The sequence below is a fragment of the Rhodoferax koreense genome, assembly GCF_001955695.1.
In the GTDB taxonomy this organism is placed as follows: Bacteria; Pseudomonadota; Gammaproteobacteria; order Burkholderiales; family Burkholderiaceae_C; genus Rhodoferax_B; species Rhodoferax_B koreensis.
This window is the reverse complement of the sequence record NZ_CP019236.1, coordinates 925,583-945,748: the sequence shown is the minus strand read 5'-3', so window position 1 is coordinate 945,748 and position 20,166 is coordinate 925,583. Positions and strand designations below refer to the sequence as shown.

The 20,166-nt window shown below is 67.5% G+C and carries 21 protein-coding genes; 4 read left to right on the top strand and 17 right to left on the bottom strand.

The features are described from left to right. Positions 1–5: 5 nt before the first annotated feature. From RD110_RS04495 to RD110_RS04430, 14 genes are all read right to left on the bottom strand, one after another. Positions 6–1,103 (bottom strand): WD40/YVTN/BNR-like repeat-containing protein, encoded by a 1,098-nt coding sequence (locus RD110_RS04495; protein ID WP_076197108.1) that lies wholly within the window; start codon positions 1,101–1,103, stop codon positions 6–8. Positions 1,104–1,183: 80 nt separating this feature from the next. After that, positions 1,184–1,468 carry a MoaD/ThiS family protein gene (locus RD110_RS04490; RefSeq protein WP_239467168.1) on the bottom strand — a complete coding sequence of 95 codons (285 nt, stop codon included), beginning with the start codon at positions 1,466–1,468 and terminating at the stop codon, positions 1,184–1,186. Beyond that, the gene (locus RD110_RS04485; protein WP_076197104.1) at positions 1,465–2,748 is read right to left on the bottom strand and encodes an RNA polymerase sigma factor; all 1,284 of its coding nucleotides are present in this window, start codon (positions 2,746–2,748) and stop codon (positions 1,465–1,467) included. The genes RD110_RS04490 and RD110_RS04485 overlap by 4 nt, the downstream gene beginning before the upstream one ends. Positions 2,749–2,821: 73 nt before the next feature. Then, complete coding sequence (locus RD110_RS04480; RefSeq protein WP_076197102.1) at positions 2,822–3,232, bottom strand: VOC family protein; 411 nt, start codon at positions 3,230–3,232, stop codon at positions 2,822–2,824. Between the two features lie 9 nt (positions 3,233–3,241). Next, positions 3,242–3,664 carry a YciI family protein gene (locus tag RD110_RS04475; RefSeq protein WP_076197100.1) on the bottom strand — a complete coding sequence of 141 codons (423 nt, stop codon included), beginning with the start codon at positions 3,662–3,664 and terminating at the stop codon, positions 3,242–3,244. A 109-nt stretch (positions 3,665–3,773) separates the two neighbouring features. Continuing rightward, positions 3,774–4,127 carry a YciI family protein gene (locus RD110_RS04470; protein WP_076197098.1) on the bottom strand — a complete coding sequence of 118 codons (354 nt, stop codon included), beginning with the start codon at positions 4,125–4,127 and terminating at the stop codon, positions 3,774–3,776. A 58-nt stretch (positions 4,128–4,185) separates the two neighbouring features. Then, the gene (locus RD110_RS04465; RefSeq protein ID WP_076197096.1) at positions 4,186–4,950 is read right to left on the bottom strand and encodes an enoyl-CoA hydratase; all 765 of its coding nucleotides are present in this window, start codon (positions 4,948–4,950) and stop codon (positions 4,186–4,188) included. Between the two features lie 60 nt (positions 4,951–5,010). Further along, entirely contained in the window at positions 5,011–5,859 is an 849-nt protein-coding gene (locus RD110_RS04460; protein WP_076197083.1) for an acyl-CoA thioesterase, read from the bottom strand. A 10-nt stretch (positions 5,860–5,869) separates the two neighbouring features. After that, positions 5,870–7,078: an acetyl-CoA C-acyltransferase gene (locus RD110_RS04455; RefSeq protein ID WP_076197081.1), complete on the bottom strand. Its 1,209-nt coding sequence runs from the start codon at positions 7,076–7,078 to the stop codon at positions 5,870–5,872. A 2-nt stretch (positions 7,079–7,080) separates the two neighbouring features. Further along, the gene (locus RD110_RS04450; RefSeq protein WP_076197079.1) at positions 7,081–9,480 is read right to left on the bottom strand and encodes a 3-hydroxyacyl-CoA dehydrogenase/enoyl-CoA hydratase family protein; all 2,400 of its coding nucleotides are present in this window, start codon (positions 9,478–9,480) and stop codon (positions 7,081–7,083) included. Between the two features lie 15 nt (positions 9,481–9,495). Continuing rightward, on the bottom strand, positions 9,496–9,930 hold the full coding sequence (locus RD110_RS04445; protein ID WP_076204367.1) for a DUF2147 domain-containing protein: 435 nt from the start codon (positions 9,928–9,930) through the stop codon (positions 9,496–9,498). 30 nt (positions 9,931–9,960) lie between these two features. Next, entirely contained in the window at positions 9,961–11,757 is a 1,797-nt protein-coding gene (locus tag RD110_RS04440) for an acyl-CoA dehydrogenase C-terminal domain-containing protein (protein ID WP_076197077.1), read from the bottom strand. A 4-nt stretch (positions 11,758–11,761) separates the two neighbouring features. After that, positions 11,762–12,520: a TetR/AcrR family transcriptional regulator gene (locus tag RD110_RS04435; protein ID WP_076197075.1), complete on the bottom strand. Its 759-nt coding sequence runs from the start codon at positions 12,518–12,520 to the stop codon at positions 11,762–11,764. A gap of 143 nt (positions 12,521–12,663) precedes the next feature. Continuing rightward, positions 12,664–13,593, bottom strand: a complete 930-nt coding sequence (locus RD110_RS04430) for a LysR family transcriptional regulator (protein WP_076197073.1) — start codon at positions 13,591–13,593, stop codon at positions 12,664–12,666. A gap of 99 nt (positions 13,594–13,692) precedes the next feature. Between RD110_RS04430 and RD110_RS04425 the strand changes: the two genes are divergently transcribed. Next, positions 13,693–14,070 (top strand): tripartite tricarboxylate transporter substrate-binding protein, encoded by a 378-nt coding sequence (locus tag RD110_RS04425; RefSeq protein WP_083686628.1) that lies wholly within the window; start codon positions 13,693–13,695, stop codon positions 14,068–14,070. 5 nt (positions 14,071–14,075) lie between these two features. Further along, the gene (locus RD110_RS04420; RefSeq protein ID WP_076204366.1) at positions 14,076–15,137 is read left to right on the top strand and encodes a maleylacetate reductase; all 1,062 of its coding nucleotides are present in this window, start codon (positions 14,076–14,078) and stop codon (positions 15,135–15,137) included. Between the two features lie 89 nt (positions 15,138–15,226). On the opposite strand, the gene RD110_RS04415 is transcribed toward RD110_RS04420, so the two are convergent. The 3 genes from RD110_RS04415 to RD110_RS04405 are packed head-to-tail and all read right to left on the bottom strand — an operon-like array spanning position 15,227 to position 17,629. Then, positions 15,227–16,075: a fumarylacetoacetate hydrolase family protein gene (locus tag RD110_RS04415; protein ID WP_076197069.1), complete on the bottom strand. Its 849-nt coding sequence runs from the start codon at positions 16,073–16,075 to the stop codon at positions 15,227–15,229. A 55-nt stretch (positions 16,076–16,130) separates the two neighbouring features. Then, positions 16,131–16,877, bottom strand: coding sequence for an SDR family NAD(P)-dependent oxidoreductase (locus RD110_RS04410; RefSeq protein WP_076197067.1), 747 nt, complete (start codon positions 16,875–16,877; stop codon positions 16,131–16,133). Beyond that, positions 16,874–17,629 (bottom strand): SDR family oxidoreductase, encoded by a 756-nt coding sequence (locus RD110_RS04405; protein ID WP_076197065.1) that lies wholly within the window; start codon positions 17,627–17,629, stop codon positions 16,874–16,876. Before RD110_RS04405 ends, RD110_RS04410 begins: the two co-directional genes overlap by 4 nt. A gap of 163 nt (positions 17,630–17,792) precedes the next feature. On the opposite strand from RD110_RS04405, the gene RD110_RS04400 reads away from it, so the two are divergent. Then, complete coding sequence (locus RD110_RS04400; RefSeq protein WP_076197063.1) at positions 17,793–18,521, top strand: FadR/GntR family transcriptional regulator; 729 nt, start codon at positions 17,793–17,795, stop codon at positions 18,519–18,521. Between the two features lie 32 nt (positions 18,522–18,553). After that, complete coding sequence (locus RD110_RS04395) at positions 18,554–20,098, top strand: UxaA family hydrolase (RefSeq protein WP_076197061.1); 1,545 nt, start codon at positions 18,554–18,556, stop codon at positions 20,096–20,098. Positions 20,099–20,166: the final 68 nt, after the last annotated feature.

Genomic DNA, 20,166 nt, shown 5'->3' with positions numbered 1-20,166 from the left:
GAAACTCAATCTGCGAACGCCAGCGCCGCCACCGGTGCCAGGTCGTTGGACACGCAATGCCAGTGCTCGCCCGCGTCGCCGCTGAGCCAGAGCCCACCGGTGGTCGATGCCATCGCCAGGGTCCGGCCGTCTGCGGCGACCTCAAGGGCATGGCGGTAGACCAGCTGGAACGCGTGTTGTTGCGGCAGGCCAGCGCCGAACGCCCTGAAAGTTTTGCCGCCATCGTCCGTGCGTGTGACCACCATGCGGCCATCGACCGGAATACGGCAGGCGTCGACCTTGGCCGGCACGAACCAGGCCCGGTCCGGATCGCGGGGGTCGCAGGCCACCGCGAAGCCGAAGCCCGAGGGTACGGGTGCGGCAATGGCCTGCCAGCTGCGTGCGCCGTCGGTGGATCGGTAGATGCCGCAATGGTGCTGCACCCAGAGGTGGTCGGGTGCGGCGGCGCACTGCACCATGCGGTGCGGGTCCTGCGCGTTCTGGTCGTCCGCGCTGTCGGCAGGCATGTAGTCGGCGCGCATGCCGGCGGCGCTGAGCACCCAGCTCGCGCCACCGTCGCGGGTCTGCCACACGCCGCCGCAGGAGATCGCCACCGTGATGTGCCGCGCATCGCGTGGATCCACCACCACGCTGTGCATGCCCGCCTGGTCGTAGCCGCCGCCCATCCACTGGCGCCGGCCGGGCTGCTGCCACAAGGCTTCGTTCAGCACCCAGCTCGTGCCACCATCCTCCGACTTGAACAGCCCGGCGGGCAGGCAGCCGGCCCACAGTGTGCCGGGCTCGTCCGCGCCACCGGCGGCCAGCGACCAGACCATGTCCACGCTCCAGGGCGTGGGATCGTCGGCCAGCGGGCCGCTATCGGGTTTTGGCGGGAAAGCGGGCGCGGCGATCTCCGTCCAACTCGCACCCCGGTCCAGGCTCTTGTGCAGCTTTACGCCGAAATGACCGAGCCGCAACGCGGCATACCAGGCGCCGTCGCGCGGATCGGCGAGTACCTGGCTGACCGGCTCACCCGGGAAGAACAGCGCATCGATGGACCAGGCATTCCCGTCCTGCCGGACGGTCAACAAACCCTTGCGGGTGGCGACGAGTAAGGTGGTCATGGCAAGCTCCTTGAGAGTCGGCAAAGCATCGCCCCCGCGGGGGCAGCGATACGCGAAGCGTTGGGCATGGGGGCCGCATCCTAGCCGCCGGTGAGCGCCTGGATCACCAGCACCCGGTCGCCGGGCACCAGCGGCTGATCGAGCCGGACACGGTCGCGCAACATCTCGCGGTTGACGAAAACCGCCACGTGCTGGCGGATGTGACGCTGGTCGTCGAAGACATAGGCGCCCAGCTGGGGTGCGGCCTGCAGCGCGGTCTCGAGCACGGCGCGCAGCGGGCCGGCCGCCACCTGCTGCGGCGCGCAGTCCACGTGCCGGCGCAGGCTGGCGGCGAATTCCACGGTGACGGTGGCCTCGCCCATCATGGTTCTTCCCCATCGCCCAGCGCTTGCGCGCGCGCCAGCATCAGCTCGCGCTCACGTGTGTTATGGGCCAGTGCGGCAGCCCGCTCGAACGCGGCACGCGCCTCCCCCACGCGGCCGAGGCGGGCCAGCAGATCGCCGTGTACCGCGGCAAGCCACTGGTAGGACTGCAGCGACTTGTCGCCACGCAGCGCGTCGACGATGTCCAGCGCCGCTGCCGGTCCCTGCGCCATGCCGACGGCCACGGCCCGATTGAGTTCGACCACCGGGGATGGCGCCAGCCGCGCCAGCCGTTCGTACAGGCCGACGATGCGCGGCCAGTCGGTGTCGGCGGCCACGCGTGCGCGCGCGTGGCAGGCGGCAATGGCGGCCTGCAGCGCATAGCTGCCGTCGCCATGGCCCAGCGCCTCGGCACGCGCGAGTGCGGCCAGGCCGCGGCGGATCAGCAAAGGGTCCCAACGGTTACGGTCCTGCTCGAGCAGAAGCACCGGCCGTCCCGCGGTGTCGGTGCGGGCCGCGGCGCGCGAGGCCTGCAGCTCCATCAGTGCCACCAGGCCGTGCACCTCGCTGGCCTCGGGCGCCAGTTCGGCCAGCATGCGCCCCAGGCGCAGCGCCTCCTGAGTCAGCTCGGGCCGCATCCAGTCGTCACCCGCGGTGGCGGTGTAGCCCTCGTTGAAGATCAGGTAGACGACTTCCAGCACCGAGCCCAGCCTTTCGCCCAGCGCATCGCCGCGCGGGAGTTCGAACGGCACGCCGGCCTCGCCGAGCGTGCGTTTGGCGCGCACGATGCGCTGCGCCACGGTCGGCTCCGCCACCAGGAAGGCGCGTGCGATCTCGTGGGTGCTCAGTCCGCCGAGCAGCTTGAGCGTGAGCGCCACGCGCGCCTCGGTGGACAGCACCGGATGGCAGGCGGTGAAGATCAGCCGCAGCAGGTCGTCGCCGATCTCGTCGGCACGCGCGGCATCGAGGGCATCGACGAAATCGGGCACGGTGAGCGCCTCCTGGGCTTCGAGGTCCTGGCCGATCTGCGCGAGCTTGCCCTGCAGCACCTTCTGGCGACGCAGGTGGTCGAGTGCGCGGTTCTTCGCCGTGGCCATCAGCCAGGCGCCGGCGTTGTCGGGTACACCCCGCGTGGGCCAGTATTCGAGTGCCGCCACCAGCGCATCCTGCGCCAGCTCTTCGGCCAGGCCGATGTCTCGCACGAGGTGGGCCACGCCGGCCACGATGCGCGCGGACTCGATGCGCCAGACCGCGTTGATCGCCTGGTGGGTGGCCGAAGTCATGACGCGTCGTCTGGCGCTTCGACAGGCTCGGCGCGAACGGGTTCGCGGGCAATCAGAACGCGGACGCCCATCATCAGGGCGTCGGCGGAACCGCCGCCATATCCATGTAGGCCAGTTCCCAGACGTGGCCGTCGAGATCCTCGAAACCATGGCCGTACATGAAGCCGTGGTCCTGCGGATCGTTCGGCACCGTGCCGCCCGCGGCCCGCGCCTTGGCCACGAGTTCGTCGACCTCGGCGCGGCTTTCGCACGACAGGCAGACCAGCACCTCGGTGGCCTTGGTCGCGTCGGAGATCGGCTTCTTGATGAAGGTCTGGAAGAAAGGTTCGACCAGCAGCATCACGAAGATGTCGTCGCTGACGACCATGCAGGCGCCCTGGTCGTTGGTGAACTGCGGGTTGAAGCCGAAGCCCAGGCTGGTGAAGAAGGCCTTGGACTTGGCCATGTCCTTGATGGGCAGGTTGACGAAGATCTTGCGTGGCATGGGGGCTCCTCAGGAACGGGCGGGTTGGTCGGGGGAATCGGTTGTCACGGTGGTCCGGGCTGGCGGAAAGTCTTCCATCTCGTAGAGCTGGCGCACCTCGATTTCGGCCGGGCGGCCTTCGCCCACGGGGTTGGGGTAACGGCGGCTCCATTCCAGCGCCTCCTCGCGCGAGCGCACCTGGATCAAGGTGTAGCCGGCGATGAGTTCCTTGCTCTCGGCATAAGGGCCGTCGGTCACGCTGCGGCCGCGCGCGTCATAGCGGATGCGCCAGCCCTTGCGGCTGGGCTGCAGGCCCGCGGCGTCGAGCAATACGCCCGCCTTGGCCAGGGCCTCGTGGTAGGCGGCCATCTCGGCCAGCAGCTTTTCGTCGGGCACGGGCGTCGGCTCGGCCTCGAATTCGGGCACGGACCGCACGATGATCATGAAACGCATGGGTGCTTCTCCTGGGTCTTCGGGTTGCCAAGCCGAAGTTGCTTCAGCTTGTACTTCCACGACGAAGAAGATCCGGCGAAATCGACAGCCGGTCCGAAAAAAATTGGCGCTAGGCGAAACAGGGGCCGAGGGAGCGCACCTCGACCGTGGCCCACTGCGCCGCCGGGCATTCGCGCGCGATGGCAATGGCCTCTTCGCGGGTCACGCCGTCGAGCAGGAAGAAGCCGCCGATCATTTCCTTGGCTTCGGTGAAGGGGCCGTCGAGCATCTGGCTGCGGCCGGCGCCGGTGCGTACACGCACGGCATCGGTATCGGCACGCAGCGATTCGGCCGCCTTCAACAGGCCTCGCGCCTTGAGGCCGGCGGCGAATGCCAGCATGCTGTCATAGGCGGCACGGCCCTCGGCCTCGGTGCGGGCCGCACGCTGGCCATGGGGTTCGAGGATCAACAGCATGTGCGACATGGGGTCTCCTGAAAAGCGTCGGCCGCATCATACGCAGCCCGAGGCGGCTGCCTGTAACTCAAAGCTTCGAGAAATCCGGCCGACGTTTTTCCATGAACGCGCCGAAGGCTTCCTTGGCCGCTGGCGCCTGCAGCATGCGGCCGAAGCTCGCGGCCTCCTCGGCGATCTGCTGCGCGACCTGCGCGGCCTGGCCCTTCTTCATGAGGCGCTTGGTCTCGATGAGGGAAGTGAGCGGCTTGGCCGCGAGCTTGCGCGCCTGCGCCAGCGCCAGGCCGTTGGCCTCGGTCGGCGGCACGATGCGGTTGACCAGGCCGACTTCGAGCGCGGCCTCGGCCATGAAGGGTTCGCCCATCAGCAGCGCCTCGGCCGCGCGGTGGTAGCCCATCATCTGCGGCACGAGCAGGCTGGACGCGGCCTCGGGGCACAGGCCGAGGTTCACGAAAGGCATGGAGAACGCCGCGTTGTCGCCCGCATAGACCAGGTCGCAATGCAGCAGCATGGTGGTGCCGATGCCCACGGCCGGCCCGCAGACGGCCGCGATCATCGGCTTCGGGAAGGTGCTGATGGCGGCCAGGAAACGCATCACCGGCGTGTCCAGCGCGGCCGAGCTGTTGCTCAGGAAATCACCGATGTCGTTGCCGGCGCTGAAGATGGTTTCATGGCCCTGGAACACCACCACGCGCACGCCGGCATCGGCCGAGGCGTGGTCGAGCGCGTCGGACAGCTCGGTGTACATGGCGCCGGTGATGGAGTTCTTCTTGTCCAGGCGGTTGAAGGTGATGGTCATCACACCGGCTTCGGTGTGGGTGAGGATGTCGCTCATGGTGAGTCTCCGCTGCGCTGAGGATGAAGTTCGGAATCGTCGATTGTGGAGGAATGCCGGTCATTCCTTGTAGTAGACGATCTGGTGCGATGTCGCCAGCAGCGCACCCGCCTGGTTCCACAGCTGCGCCGACTGGTCGAAGAAGCCGTTGCGGAATGCCTGGGCCCGCGCCTGCGCCAGCAAGTGACCGTCGCCCGTGGCGTCGAGCAAGGCGCTGTCGGCATGGAAATACACGGTGAACGACACCGTGCCCGCCGGCACGAGCTTGGGGCGGCGCAGCCAGGCGCGCGGGTAGAACACATCGGCCATGGCGGCAAGCGCGGGGAAATCGATGGGCCGCGGGGGCTCGTCGCGCACCCACAGACGGGTGAGGCTGGCCTCGGCTGGATCGGCCTGGCTTTCGGTCTCGTTCCATTGCGTGGGCACGTCGCCCAGAATGGCGCGCATGTCGTAGCGCCGCGGCCACTCGACGCGAAAGTCGAGCTTGCTCGATTCGACCTCGTGCGGCAGCGGCGCGGACGGCATCGGCATGTCGCTCACGCCCCAGGTGTCGCGTCGCGCGGCGGTGACGGCCGTGGCGGTAGTGACGAGTTGCGGCGCACCCTCGGCATCGGCCTGGCTGAGGTCGATGCGCCAGTGTTGCGTCGAGCGGTTGGTGCGCACGGCGCGCGCCGTCACCGTGAACGCGCCCGGACCCAGCGCCGCGCCGTAGTTCACCGTGAGCGCGATCGGCTCGCCCAGGCGCTTGGGGTGCTGCATCACCGCCTGCAGCACGGTGGCGGCCGTGGTGCCGCCGAAAGGGCCGACCATGTTCCAGTAGGCCGGGCTGGCCGTGCCGGTGTAGTGGTCTGCGTCGGCTGGCGCCGCCTCGAGCTTGAGCGCCTGGTCCAGGAAATGCGTGGTGCCCATGGCCGCCCGCCTAGACGCGTTCGAAGATGCCTGCGGCGCCCTGCCCCATGCCGACGCACATGGTGACCATGCCGTACTTCAGGTTCTTGCGCTGCAGTGCGTGCACCACCGTCGCGGCGCGGATCGCGCCGGTGGCGCCCAGCGGATGGCCCAGCGCGATGGCGCCGCCCATGGGGTTGACCTTGGCCGGATCCAGGCCCAACGTGCGCATCACGGCCAACGATTGCGCGGCGAAGGCTTCGTTGAGTTCGATCCAGTCGATGTCGTCCTGCTTCAGTCCGGCGTAGCGCAGCGCGGCCGGGATGGCCTCCACCGGGCCGATGCCCATGATCTGCGGCGGCACGCCACGCGCCGCATAACTCACGAAACGCGCCAAAGGCTTCAGGCCGAAACGCTTCACCGCGGCTTCGCTGGCCAGGATCAGCGCACCCGCGCCGTCTGAAGTCTGCGAGCTGTTGCCCGCCGTGACCGAGCCGCGTGCGGAGAACACCGTGCGGAGCTTGCCCAGGCCTTCGACACTGGTGTCGGGCCGCGCGCCTTCGTCCAGGCGCACGGTGCGCGTCTGGATGCCGACCTCGGCCGAGTCCAGATCGAGCGAGCGCTCCTCCACGTCGACCGGTGTGATCTCATCGCCGAACTCGCCGGCCTTCATCGCCGCCAGGGCCTTCATGTGCGACTGGTAGGCGAACGCGTCCTGGTCGTCGCGGCTGACCTTCCACTGCTGCGCCACCTTCTCGGCCGTCAGGCCCATGCCGTAGGCGATGCCGTAGCTTTCGATGTCGTCGGGATTGGCGAAGATGGCCGGCGACAGCGACGGCGAATTGCCCATCATCGGCACCATGCTCATGCTCTCGGTGCCGGCGGCGATCATCACCTCGGCCTCACCGACGCCGATGCGGTCGGCCGCCATCTGAACCGCCGACAGGCCCGAGGCGCAGAAACGGTTCACCGTGATGCCGCCCACGCTCTTGGGCAGCCCGGCCAGCACCGCGCCGATGCGCGCCACGTTCAGGCCCTGCGCACCCTCGGGAATGGCGCAGCCGCAGATGATGTCCTCGATGGCCGCCGGATCGAGCCCCGGCACCTGGGCGACGGCGGCGCGCAGCACCGTGGCGAGCAGGTCGTCCGGCCGGGTGTTGCGGAAGAAACCGCGGTGCGAACGACCGATGGGCGTGCGTGTGGCGGCGACGATGTAGGCGTCTTGAATTTGCTTGCTCATGATTAGTTCCTCAGCGGCTTGCCGGTGGACAACATGCCCATGATGCGTTCCTGGGTCTTCGGGTGCGTGAGCAGCGCGCAGAACGCACGCCGCTCCAGCGTCATCAGGTATTCCTCGGTCACCAGGGTGTTCGCGTCCACGTCGCCGCCCGTCACCACGCCGGCGATCAGGCTGGCAATGTGGAAATCGTGCTGGCTGATGAAGCCACCGTCGCGCATGTTGACCAGTTGCCCCTGGATCGTGGCCTTGGCCGAGCGTCCCGCCACCGGGAAGGGGCGGCGCAGCGGCGCGCGGTAGCCGGCGGTGAACATGGCGCGGGCCTCGTTCAGCGCAACGAACAGCAACTCGTCCTTGTTCGGGACAACGATGTCACTGTCCAGCAGGTAGCCGAGCTGGCGCGACTCGAGCGCACTCGTGCCGACCTTGGCCATGGCCGCGGCGGTGAAGCCTTCGGTGAGGAATTTCAGGATGTCCTTGTCGGTCGAGCTGGCCGCATTCTCGGCGGCACGGCGCGCGATGTAGGCCAGGCCACCGGCACCGGGCACGAGGCCCACGCCGACTTCCACCAGGCCGATGTAGCTCTCCATCGCCACCACGCGGCGCGCCGAATGCACGGCCATCTCGCAGCCCCCGCCCAGGGCCAGGCCACGGATGGCGGAGATCACCGGCACGCTGGCATAGCGCAGCTTGAGCATGGTCTGCTGCAAGTGGTGTTCGGCCTCGTCGATGGCGGAGACGCCCACGGCCATGAATGCTGGCAGCATGGCCTGCAGGTCGGCGCCGGCGCTGAAGGGTTCGTCGCCCGACCAGATCACCAGCCCCTGGTAGCTTTGCTCGGCGAGGTCCACGGCTTGCTGGAGGCCTTCGGCGACTTCAGGGCTGATGGCGTGCATCTTGGTCTTGAGGCTGGCGATGAGCACGTCGCCATCCAGGCTCCACAGGCGGATGCCCTTGTCCTCGTACACCGTCTTGCCCGCGGTCTCGAAACCCTGCGCCTGGCTGCCGAGCACGGCCTCGGGGAACAGTTGCCGCGCATGCACGGGCAGGACGCGGCGCGGCTCGAAGGCCTGGGTCGTCGGGTTGAACGAACCCTCGGCCGTGTGCACGCCGCCCGCGCCCACGACCTTGCCGCTGAACACCCAGTCGGGCAGCGGCGCGTCGGAAATCGTCTTGCCGGCGGCGATGTCGGCCTTGATCCATTCGGCCACCTGCAGCCAACCGGCTTCCTGCCACAACTCGAACGGGCCCTGCTTCATGCCGAAGCCCCAGCGCATCGCGAAATCCACGTCGCGCGCGGTGTCGGCGATGTCGGCCAGGTGCACGGCCGCATAGTGGAAGCTGTTGCGCAGAATGGCCCACAGGAATTGGCCTTGCGGGCCTTCGCTCTCGCGCAACAGCTGGAGGCGCTCCGCCGCGGGCTTCCTGAGCATGCGCGCGTAGACCTCGTCGGACTTCTGGCCGCCTGCCACGTAGTCCTTGCTGGCCAGATCGAACCGCAGCACGTCGCGCCCGACCTTCTTGTAGAAGCCGGCCTTGCTCTTCTGGCCCAGGTTCTTCATCTCCAGCAGGGTCTTCAATACCTCGGGCGTGCCGTAGCTGGCGTAGAACGGGTCGGTGTCTGCACTCAGGTTGTCCTGCAGCGTCTTCACCACGTGGGCCATGGTGTCCAGCCCCACCACGTCGGCGGTGCGGAAGGTGCCCGAACTCGCCCGGCCGAGCTTCTTGCCGGTGAGGTCGTCGACCACGTCGTAGGTCAGGCCGAAGTTTTCCGCCTCCTGCATCGTGGCCAGCATGCCGGCGATGCCGACGCGGTTGGCGATGAAGTTCGGCGTGTCCTTGGCGCGCACCACGCCCTTGCCCAGGCCGCTGGTGACGAAGGTTTCCAGGTCGTCGAGGATCTTCGGCTGTGTCGTGGGCGTGGCGATCAACTCCACCAAATACATATAGCGCGGCGGGTTGAAGAAATGGATGCCGCAGAAACGCGGTTGGATGTCTTCGGGCAGGGCCTCGCTGAGCTTGGTGATGCTCAGGCCGGACGTGTTCGAGGCCACGATCGCATGGGCTGCAACGAAAGGTGCGATCTTCTTGTACAGATCGAGCTTCCAGTCCATGCGTTCGGCGATGGCTTCGATCACCAGGTCGCAGTCCTTCAGCAGGTCGAGGTGTTCCTCGTAGTTGGCGGCCTGGATCAGCGCCGCATCATCGGCCACGGCCAACGGCGCGGGTTTGAGTTTCTTCAATCCATCGATGGCTCTGGTCACGATGCCGTTCTTCGGGCCTTCCTTCGCCGGGAGGTCGAACAGGATCACCGGCACCTTGACGTTCACGAGGTGCGCCGCGATCTGCGCGCCCATCACGCCTGCGCCGAGCACGGCGACTTTCTTGACTTGGAATCGAGACATGTCTGTTCCTGAAAATTAAGGGACGCGGGTCCAGGTCTGGTTACGGAAGAACGGACCGATATAGCCGCGCACTTCGAGCTTCTTGCCGCCTTCGATCGGCGTGAGACGCAGCGTGTAGGTCTTGCCGTTTTCGGGATCGAGGATCTTGCCGTCTTCCCACACGTCCTTCCCCTCGGCCTTCTTCGCGCCGCGGATGATCTCGAGCCCGAGCATCGGCTTGTCCTTGCGGTCGTCGCTGCATTCCACACAGACCGCGTCCTGCTTCGCCTCCTTGCGCAACAGCTTGTCGATGCGGCCGGTCAATACGCCGCCGGCCTCGGCAATGTGGATCTGCGACTTGAGCTCGCCGGTTTTCTCGTCGGTGGTCTGCCAGTCGCCCACGGGCGACATCTGGGCCTGGCTCGCCGCCGAAGTCGCTCCCAAAATAATAGCTATCAGCGCTTTATGCATCTGCGTCTCCATGTGTTTTTATCTCAAGGCTCAGGCCAGCGCAGCATCGGTGTTCATCAGCGCGGCGCTGCCGGCACGCGCGGTGCGCATCAGCGTGGCGGTCTCGGGGAACAGCTTGGCGAAGTAGAACCGCGCGGTCTGCACCTTGGCCTGGTAGAACGGGTCGGTGTTGCCATTGGCGATTTCGCGCAGCGCCACCTGGGCCATGCGCGCCCAGAAGTAGCCGAACACCAGGTGGCCGGCCACGCGCAGGTAGTCCACGGCCGCGGCGCCGACTTCGTCGGGATTCTGGAAGCCCTTGAAGCCGAGCTCCGTGGTGAACTTCGTCATCTGGTCGCCCAGGTAGGCCAGCGGGTTGATGAACTCGGCCATCTTCTCGTTCACGCCTTCTTCTTCCACCAGCGCGCCGACGAGTTTGCCGAACTTCTTCAGCGTGGCGCCGTTGTTGCCCAGCACCTTGCGGCCCAGCAGGTCGAGCGACTGGATGGTGTTGGTGCCCTCGTAGATCATGTTGATGCGGTTGTCGCGCACGAACTGCTCCATGCCCCATTCCTTGATGAAGCCGTGGCCGCCGAAGACCTGCATGCAGGCGTTGGTGGCGATGTGGCCGTTGTCGGTGATGAAGGCCTTCACGATCGGCGTGAGCAGCGCGACCATTTCCTCGGCGTCCTTGCGCACCTTGGCGTCGGGGTGGTGCAGTTCGCGGTCGATCAGCATCGCGCAGTACAGGCTCAGCGCGCGGCCGCCTTCGGCATACGCCTTGGCGGTGAGCAGCATCTTGCGCACGTCGGGGTGGTGGATGATGCTGTCAGCCGGCTTGGTCTTGTCCTTCGGCCCGGTGAGCGAACGCCCCTGGATGCGGTCCTTGGCATAGGCCAGCGCGTTCTGGTAGGCGACTTCGGTCAGGCCGAGCGACTGCATGCCCACGCCGATGCGCGCGGCGTTCATCATCACGAACATCGCCTGCAGGCCCTTGTTGGGCTGGCCGACCATGGTGCCGATGGCGCCGTCGAGCACGATCTGCGCCGTGGCATTGCCGTGGATGCCCATCTTGTGCTCCAGCCCGCCGCAGTACACGCCGTTGCGCTCGCCCAGCGAGCCATCGGCCTTGACGCTGAACTTGGGCACGATGAACAGGCTGATGCCCTTGCTACCCTGGGGCGCATCCGGCAGGCGGGCCAGCACCAGGTGCACGATGTTGCTCACCAGGTCGTGTTCGCCCGCGCTGATGAAGATCTTGTTGCCGGTGATCTTGTAGCTGCCGTCGGCCTGGGGTTCGGCCTTGGTGCGCAGCAGGCCCAGGTCGGTGCCGCAGTGCGGCTCGGTCAGGCACATGGTGCCGGTCCATTCGCCACTGGTGAGCTTGGGCAAATAGGTCTTCTTCTGCGCTTCGGTGCCGTGCGCATGCAGGGCCTCGTAGGCGCCGTGAGTCAGGCCGGGGTACATGGTCCAGGCCTGGTTGGCCGAGTTCAGCATCTCGTAGAAGCACTGGTTCACCACGATCGGCAGGCCCTGGCCGCCGTATTCCGGATCGCACGCCAGCGCCGGCCAGCCGCCTTCGGCGTATTGCTTGAACGCCTGCTTGAAGCCATTGGGCGTGGTGACTTCGTGCGTGGTCTTGTCGAGCACGCAGCCTTCTTCATCGCCGCTGATGTTGAGCGGGAAGATCACGTCCACCGCGAACTTGCTGCCCTCCTCGAGCACGGCATTGATGGTGTCCACGTCGACTTCCGCATGGCGCGGCATGGCCTTGAATTCGTCGGTGACGTGCAGCACCTCGTGCATCACGAATTGCATGTCGCGCAGGGGCGGCGTGTAGGTCGGCATGGTCTTACTCCTTGGGGCTCGATGGGGTTGGAATGGATTTGCTAACACGGCGCGGGGCCGTCTTCTTCGGAATGGATGGCACGGGGGACAACGCCTCTTCGGACGCGCCATGGCGCGCCAGGATGCTGGCGAAGCCCACGTTCGCGCGTTCGACCGCACCGGGGTGCTTCAGGAAGCGGGCTTCGTAGTGCAGCGCCAGGATCAGGCCGTGGATCTCGAAGGCAATCTGCCGCTCGTCGGCATCGGCGCGCAGTTCGCCGAGTTCCTGGGCCTGCACGACGGCGCGGTTCATCGCCGCCAGCCAGGTGCTGACCGAGCCCACCAGCGCATCGCGCACGATGCCGGGCCGGTCGTCGAACTCCACCGCGCCGCTGATGAAGATGCAGCCCGACTGCAGCTCGATGGCCACCTGCTTCATCCAGTTGGCGAACAGCGCGCGCACGCGCGGCAGGCCACGCCGGGCACGCATGGCCGGGTAGAACACCTCGGCCTCGAAACGGCGGAAATACTCGCGGATGACGGAGATCTGCAGCTCCTCGCGCGAACCGAAATGCGCGAAGACGCCGGATTTGCTCATCTGCGTGACCTCGGCCAGCGCGCCGATGCTCAGGCCCTCGAGCCCGATGTGGCTGGCCAGGGCGAGCGCCGCGTCGATGATCGCCGCCTTGGTCTGCCGGCCCTTGAGCAGGGCGCGGTTGTCCACGCCGCCGGCCTCGGCACGGGGCGGCTTGGCGGGGGATGCGGACAAGGCGGAGGCAGACATGGGAGGGTTAGCAAAATAAAACGAACGGTCGTGCTATTTTGCAGCAAATCCGCTTGCGTGGGTGAATGTGGCGCACGCCAGAAGCGAGAAAGCCTTCGGAATCAGTGAAAACCCTGATGCCGACGCGCGCCAGAGGCCCTGCCTCAGGCCGCGTTGGCGGCGTCCTGGATCCAGCTCGCCGAGCGGCCGATGCTGCCGATCAGGTGCTGCGTGAACGCCCGCGTTCTCGAGTTCGCGCGCGGCGCGGCGCGCAGGAGGTAGATGCCCGACTCGGGCTGGGGCGGTGCGCCCGCGAGGTCGAGCGCCACCAGCCGGCCGGCCGCCAGGTCTTCGCCGATCGCCCAGTTCGGCATCAGCGCGATGCCCAGCCCCTGCGCGGCCGACAGCCGGCGCGCATCGCAGTCGTCGCATTCGAGCGCGAACTGGGACGGCTGCCAGGCGCCGTCGCCTTCGATCTCGCGCCAGCCACGCATGCTGGTGCTGTGCTGCCGATCGATGAGCCGGTGGCGCGACAGTTCATGGAAATGGGTCGGCCGGCCGTACCGCTCGAGGTAGGCCGGCGAAGCGCCGATGATGTAGCGCTGGCTGCCGATGCGCCGGCTCACCAGGCTGCTGTCGGGCTGCTCGCCAACACGGATGACGACGTCGAAGCGCTCCACCACGGCATCGACCGCACGCTCGGTCAACTCGAGCTCGACGCTCAGGCCGGGATGTTTGGCGAACAGGCTGCCCAGGTGCGGCACCACGTGGCGCCGCCCAAAAGCCGGCACGCAGGCGACGCGCAGCAGGCCCTGCACGCTGCGGTCGAGCGACGCCACTTCGCTGCGCACATCGCTCATGGCGTGCAGGATCTTCACGGCGCGGGCCAACAGCAGCTCGCCGGCGTCGGTCGTCACCAGCGCGCGCGTCGAGCGGGTGAACAGCACCACCTTGAGATCGGACTCCAGCGCGTCGATCTGGCGCGCCACCGAAGACGCCACCAGGCCCTTGCGCCGCGCCACGGCGGAGAAGCTGCCGGCCTGCGCCACGTCGACGAACATGGCAAGGTTTTCGGCAAATTTGATCGATTCCATTTGTGCATCCCATGCAAAAGCATTTGGCAGGCGCCAGCGTCTCCAGGCCGGCGCGCAGCGCATAGTATCGGCCTCTCAGCGAACCACATGGATCCGACGATGCATCCACAGGACACAATACCAAGCCCACGCGCACCCTTCCATCGGGCCCTGGCACCGCTGCTGCGTCGGCTGGCGCTGGGTGCGGTGTCGGGCGCGGGGCTGCTGGCGGCCGCGCTGGCGCAGACCCATCCGTCCAAAGCCGTCACGCTGGTGGTGCCGTGCGCCGCCGGCCGCACGGTCGACAAGGTGGCCCGGCAGATCCAGGAGCCGCTGATCATCGACAACCGGGGCGGTGCGGGCGGCACCATCGGCATGGCGTCGGTGGTCCGCAGCTCGCCCGACGGCTACACGCTGGCGATGGTGTTCGATTCGTATGCCACCGAGCAGCACATCTACCCCAAGCTGCCCGCCGTGACGCTGCGCGAGGCGGGTTGACCACCATGCACGCCTTCACCTTCGAAAGCCAGCCGCAGCGTGTGCTGTTCGGCGCCGGCACGCTGCACAAGACCGCCGCCGAGCTCGATGCGATGGGCGTTCGCAACGCCATCGTGCTGTGCACGCCGCACCAGCGCCCCCAGGCGGAACAGGTGGCCGGCCTGCTGGGCCACCGGGCGGCGGGCATCTTCGACGCCGCAGTGATGCACGTGCCCATCGAGACCGCCCGGGCCGCGCGCCGCTTCGCCGCCCAGTACGGCGCCGACTGCGCGGTGGCCATCGGCGGCGGCTCCACCATCGGCCTGGGCAAGGCCATCGCCTTCGATTCGGGTCTGCCGATCCTGGCCATACCCACCACCTACGCCGGCTCGGAGATGACGCCGATCTACGGCTTCACCGAAGACGGCATCAAGCGCACCGGGCGCGACCCGCGCGTGTTGCCACGCACCGTGGTCTACGACCCCCTGCTCTCGCTGGGCCTGCCGGTGGGGCTGTCGGTGGTCAGCGGCATCAATGCGATCGCCCATGCGGCCGAAGGCCTGTACGCGCCGAACGGCAACCCGGTGGCCAGCCTGCTGGCCGAGGAAGGCATCGCGGCGCTGGGCCGCGCGCTGCCGGCCATCCGGCGGGCACCCGGCGACCTGCAGGCGCGTGCCGACGCGCTCTACGGCACTTGGCTGTGCGGCAAGGTGCTGGGCAGCGTCGGCATGGGGCTGCACCACAAGCTGTGCCACACGCTGGGCGGCAGCTTCAACCTGCCGCACGCCGAGACCCACACCATCGTGCTGCCGCATGTGCTGGCCTACAACGCCGCAGCGGCAGACGGGGCCATGCAGCGCATCGCGCGTGCCCTGGGCGGCACGGACGCCGCGCAGGCCGTTTTTGCGCTGGCCCGCGACAACGGCGCGCCGCTGGCCTTGAAGGACATTGGCCTGCGCGCCGAGGACCTCGACCGGGCCTGCGCCATCGCGGTCGAGAACGAGTACCCGAATCCGCGCCCCGTGGAGGCCCGGGCACTGCGGCAGCTGCTGCAGAACGCTTACGACGGCGTGGCGCCAACCACCTGAGCCCGTCATCCATGCGACACAAGCACCAATGAAAACCGCCCCGCACTCTCGCGAGTGCGGGGCGGTCTGGCTTGTGCGCGAGGACCGGCTTACAGCTTGAACGGCACGACGGTCTGCGACTGGTCGCCCAGGCCCTGGATGCCGAGCGTCATCACGTCGCCCTTCTTCAGGTACAGCGGCGGCTTCATGCCCAGGCCCACGCCGGGTGGCGTGCCGGTGGTGATCACGTCACCGGGCATCAGCGTCATGAACTGGCTGACATAGCTCACGATCTTGGCCACGCTGAAGATCATGGTCCTGGTGTTGCCGGTCTGCACGCGCTTGCCGTTCAGGTCGAGCCACATGTCGAGCTTCTGCGGATTCGGCACTTCGTCGCGCGTGACCAGCCACGGGCCGATCGGGCCGAAGGTGTCGCAACCCTTGCCCTTGTCCCAGGTGCCGCCGCGTTCGATCTGGTATTCGCGCTCGCTCACGTCGTTGATGGTGCAGTAGCCGGCGACGAAGTTCAGCGCCTCCTTCTGCGACACATAACGCGCCTTGGTGCCGATGACCACGCCGAGCTCGACTTCCCAGTCGCTCTTGACCGAGCCCTTGGGCAGCATGACCGGGTCGTTCGGGCCCTGGATGCAGGTGGTGGCCTTCATGAACACGATGGGCTCGGGCGGGATCGGCAGGCCGGACTCGGCCGCATGGTCGGCGTAGTTCAGGCCGATGGCGATGAACTTGCCCACACCCGTCAGCGGGCAACCCATGCGGGGCTTGCCGCGCACCAGCGGCAGCTTGTCGGTCTTGACCTTGGCGATCTTGGCCAACGCCGCGTCGCTCAGCTGCTCGGGGCCGATGTCCTTGACGATGGCGCTCAAGTCGCGCAGCTTGCCTTCGGCATCGATCAGGCCGGGCTTTTCCTTGCCGGGGTTGCCATAACGCACGAGTTTCATCAGTTTCCTTTCGGTTGGGGGATCAGAATTCCGTTATCAATTAGAACATTGGCGCTCAATACGTCGAGCGGCCGCCGGAGAGGTCGAAAACCGCGCCGGTGGAGAACGAGCAGTCCTCGGTGCTGAGCCAGCCCACCATCGCCGCCACTTCCTCGGTCGCGCCGAAGCGGCCCATCGGGATCTTGGACAACATGAAGGCAATGTGCTCGGGCGACATCTGGTCGAAGATCGGCGTCTTCACCGCGGCCGGCGTCACGCAGTTCACGCGGATGCCGGTGTCGGCCAATTCCTTGCCGAGCGACTTGGTCAGGCCGATCACGCCGGCCTTGCTGGCGCTGTAGGCGCTGGCGTTCGGGTTGCCGTCCTTGCCGGCCACCGAGGCGATGTTGACGATGCGGCCGTAGTTGCGCGAGCGCATCAGCGGCACGATCTCGCGGCAGCAGAAGAACAGGCCGTTCAGGTTGACCTGCTGCACTTGCATCCAGGCTTCGGGCGGGTAGTCCCAGAGCTTGACGTTGGGGCCGGTGATGCCGGCGGAGTTGACGAGGATGTCAACCGCCGGGTTGGCCGCCACGGTCTGTCGCACGGCCTCGACCACGCTGGCGTGCTGGCTCACATCGACCACCACGGTGTTCACTTTGTCACCGAGCGCCGACTTGGCCTTTTCCAGTGCCTGCGGATTCATGTCCCACAACGTGACGCTGCCGCCCGAGGCCAGCATGCGCTGGGCGATGGCGTAGCCCAGGCCGACCGCGCCACCGGTGATGACCGCGTGGCGGCCCTGCAGGTCGAGCTGGTTCATATGGTCATGCCGCCGTCGACGGAATAGACCTGGCCCGTGGCGAACGCGGATTCGTCGCCGGCCAGATAGACCACGATGGGCACGATCTCGTGCGCCTGCGCCAGGCGCCCCATGGGCTGGCGTGCGACGAAGGCGGCACGCGCGGCGACCGGGTCGGCGTTGGCGTTGATGCGGTCGTGCAGCGAAGGCGTGTCCACGGTGCCGGGTGCGATGGCGTTGCAGCGGATGCCGCGGGCCACGTAGTCGGCGGCCACGCTCTTGGTGAGGCCGACCACGGCCGCCTTGGTCGTGCCGTAGACGCAGCGGTTCGGCAGGCCCTTGAGGCTGCCACAGACGCTGGCCATGTTGATGATGCTGCCCCAGCCCTGGCTGCCGGTCGGGCTGGTGTTGGTCAGCATGCGCGGCAGCGCGGCCTGGATGGCCCAGAACTGCGCGCGCACGTTGAGGTTGAAGGCGAAATCGAGGTCGTCGTCGGTGGCGGCCTCGATGCTGCCGTTGTGCACCACGCCCGCGCAGTTGAACAACACGTCGATCTGCGGCATGCCGGCGATCAACGCCTGGATGGCGGCCTTGTCGAGCACGTTCAGCGGCAAGGCCTTGACGTTGGCCACACCCTCATAGGCCGCCAGCAGTTTTTCGTTCACGTCGGTGGCCCAGACCTGGGCCCCCTCGGCCGCCAGCGCCATCACGGCGGCTTGGCCGATCCCCTGTCCAGCCGCCGTGACCAGCGCGGTTTTACCTTTAAGCCTCATAACACTCCAAAGTGGTTGTGGCCCATCCGGAATGGGGCCCGTGATTCAGGGTTTTGCCGGATGTTGCCGTGATGGGAATGTGGGATTATGAATTGGCCTTACCACTTGGCCAATTAAGGCTTACCCTTAATGGCCGCACACGTCACAAGGCGCCACGCCACCCATGCCCCTGCAGACCCTCGAACCCCAACGCCTGTACCGCCAGATCGCCGAGCAATTGCGCGCGCTGATCGAGGCCGGCGAGTTCGCCGTGGGCGCCCGCCTGCCCGCCGAGCGCGAACTGGCGCAGCAACTCGGCGTGAGCCGCCCCTCGGTGCGCGAGGCGCTGATCGCCATGGAAGTCGAAGGCTGGGTCGAGGTGCGCACCGGCTCGGGCGTGTATGTGCTCGACCGCAGCACCCGGGCCGGCGATGCCGGCGCGAGCCGCGACGTGCAGGTGCCGCCGACCGAATGGGGGCCGCTCGAATTGATCCGCGCCCGCCGCGTGGTCGAAGGCGAGATCGCCGCACTCGCCGCCGTGCAGGCGCGCCCGCGCGACCTCAAGGCCATGGACCAGGCCATGGCCTCGATGCGCCGCGACACGGCGCTCGGCGTGCTGCCGCTGGAGGGCGACCGCGCCTTCCACCTGGCCGTCGTGCAAGCCTGCGGCAACACGGTGCTGACCGAGACCGTGCAGACCTTCTGGGATTCACGCCGCGGCCCGCTGTTCACGCGGCTCGGCGGCTACTTCGAGACCGTGGAATCCTGGCGCGCGGCGATCGACGAACACGAGGCCATCGTCGCCGCCGTGCGCGCGCACGACGGCCCCGCAGCACGCACCGCGATGCAGGCCCACATGGACAAATCGCACATCCGCTTCAGCGTGAGCTGGCGGCGTGTCAAACCCAGCTGAAATTCCCCTCACACCACCAGACACCAACCACGATGACCACCACCACCGCCACCCCTCCTTTCATCCGGCTCCACCCCCAGGACGACGTGCTGATCTCGCGCCAGCAACTGCTCGGCGGTGCGGTGGTCGAAGGCATCGCCGTGCGCGGCATCATTCCGCCGGGCCACAAGATCGCCACCCACGCCATCGCCACCGGCGAGCCGGTGCGGCGCTACAACCAGATCATCGGCTTCGCCTCGCGCCCGATCGGCCCGGGTGAACACGTGCACACGCACAACCTGAACATGGGACCGGACAAGGGTGACTTTGCACGCGACTACGCCTTCGGCGCCGACGTGAAGCCAGACGCGCCCCGCCTGGAGGCCACGTTCATGGGCATCAAGCGGCCCGACGGCCGCGTGGCCACGCGCAACTACATCGGCATCCTCTCCAGCGTGAACTGCTCGGCCACCGCGGCCAAGGCCATCGCGGCGCACTTCTCGCGCCAGACCAATCCGTCGGCACTGGCCGACTTCCCCAACATCGACGGCGTGGTGGCACTGACCCACGGCACGGGCTGCGGCATGGACACCGAAGGCCTGGGCATGCAGCTGCTGGAGCGCACCCTCACCGGTTACGCCACGCATGCCAACTTTGGCGGCGTGATCGCGATCGGCCTGGGTTGCGAGGCCGCGCAGATCACCGCCTGGCTGGCCCATGCCTCGCTGAAGGAGGGCGAGAACTTCCGCACCTTCAACATCCAGGACACCGGCGGCACGCAGAAGACCGTGAAGAAAGGCATCGAGCTGATCACCGAGATGCTGCCGCGCGTGAACGACGTAAAGCGCGAGCCCTGCAGCGCGTCCCACATCACCATCGGCCTGCAATGCGGCGGCTCGGACGGGTATTCGGGCATCAGCGCGAACCCGGCGCTCGGCGCGGCGGTGGACCTGCTGGTGGCGCATGGCGGCACGGCCATCCTCAGCGAAACGCCCGAGGTGTATGGCGCCGAGCATCTGCTCACGCGCCGCGCCGTCAAGCCCGAGATCGCCGAGAAGCTGGTGAACCGCATCAAGTGGTGGGAGCACTACACCGAGATCAACGGCGGCGAGATGAACAACAACCCATCGCCGGGCAACAAGGCCGGCGGGCTAACCACCATCCTCGAGAAATCGCTCGGCGCCGTGGCCAAGGGCGGCACGACCAACCTGGAGGGCGTGTACGAATACGCCGAGCCGGTAACGGCGCATGGCTTCGTCTTCATGGACACCCCCGGCTACGACCCGGTGAGCGCCACGGGCCAGGTGGCCGGCGGCGCCAACGTGATCTGCTTCACCACCGGCCGCGGCAGCGCCTACGGCTGCGCGCCATCGCCTTCGCTCAAGCTGGCCACCAACTCCGCACTGTGGCAGCGGCAGGAGGAGGACATGGACATCAACTGCGGCGAGATCATCGACGGCGGCAGCTCGGTGCAGGAGATGGGCCGGCGCATCTTCGAGCTGGTGCTGGCGACCGCCTCGGGCGAGCGCAGCAAGAGCGAGAAGCATGGCTATGGGCAGAACGAGTTCGTGCCATGGCAGGTCGGCGCCGTCATGTGATCCTCACCCCCCGATCATCCTGAGCCTGTCGAAGGACTTCACCCTCCCCCGTTCGGGCTGAGCCCGTC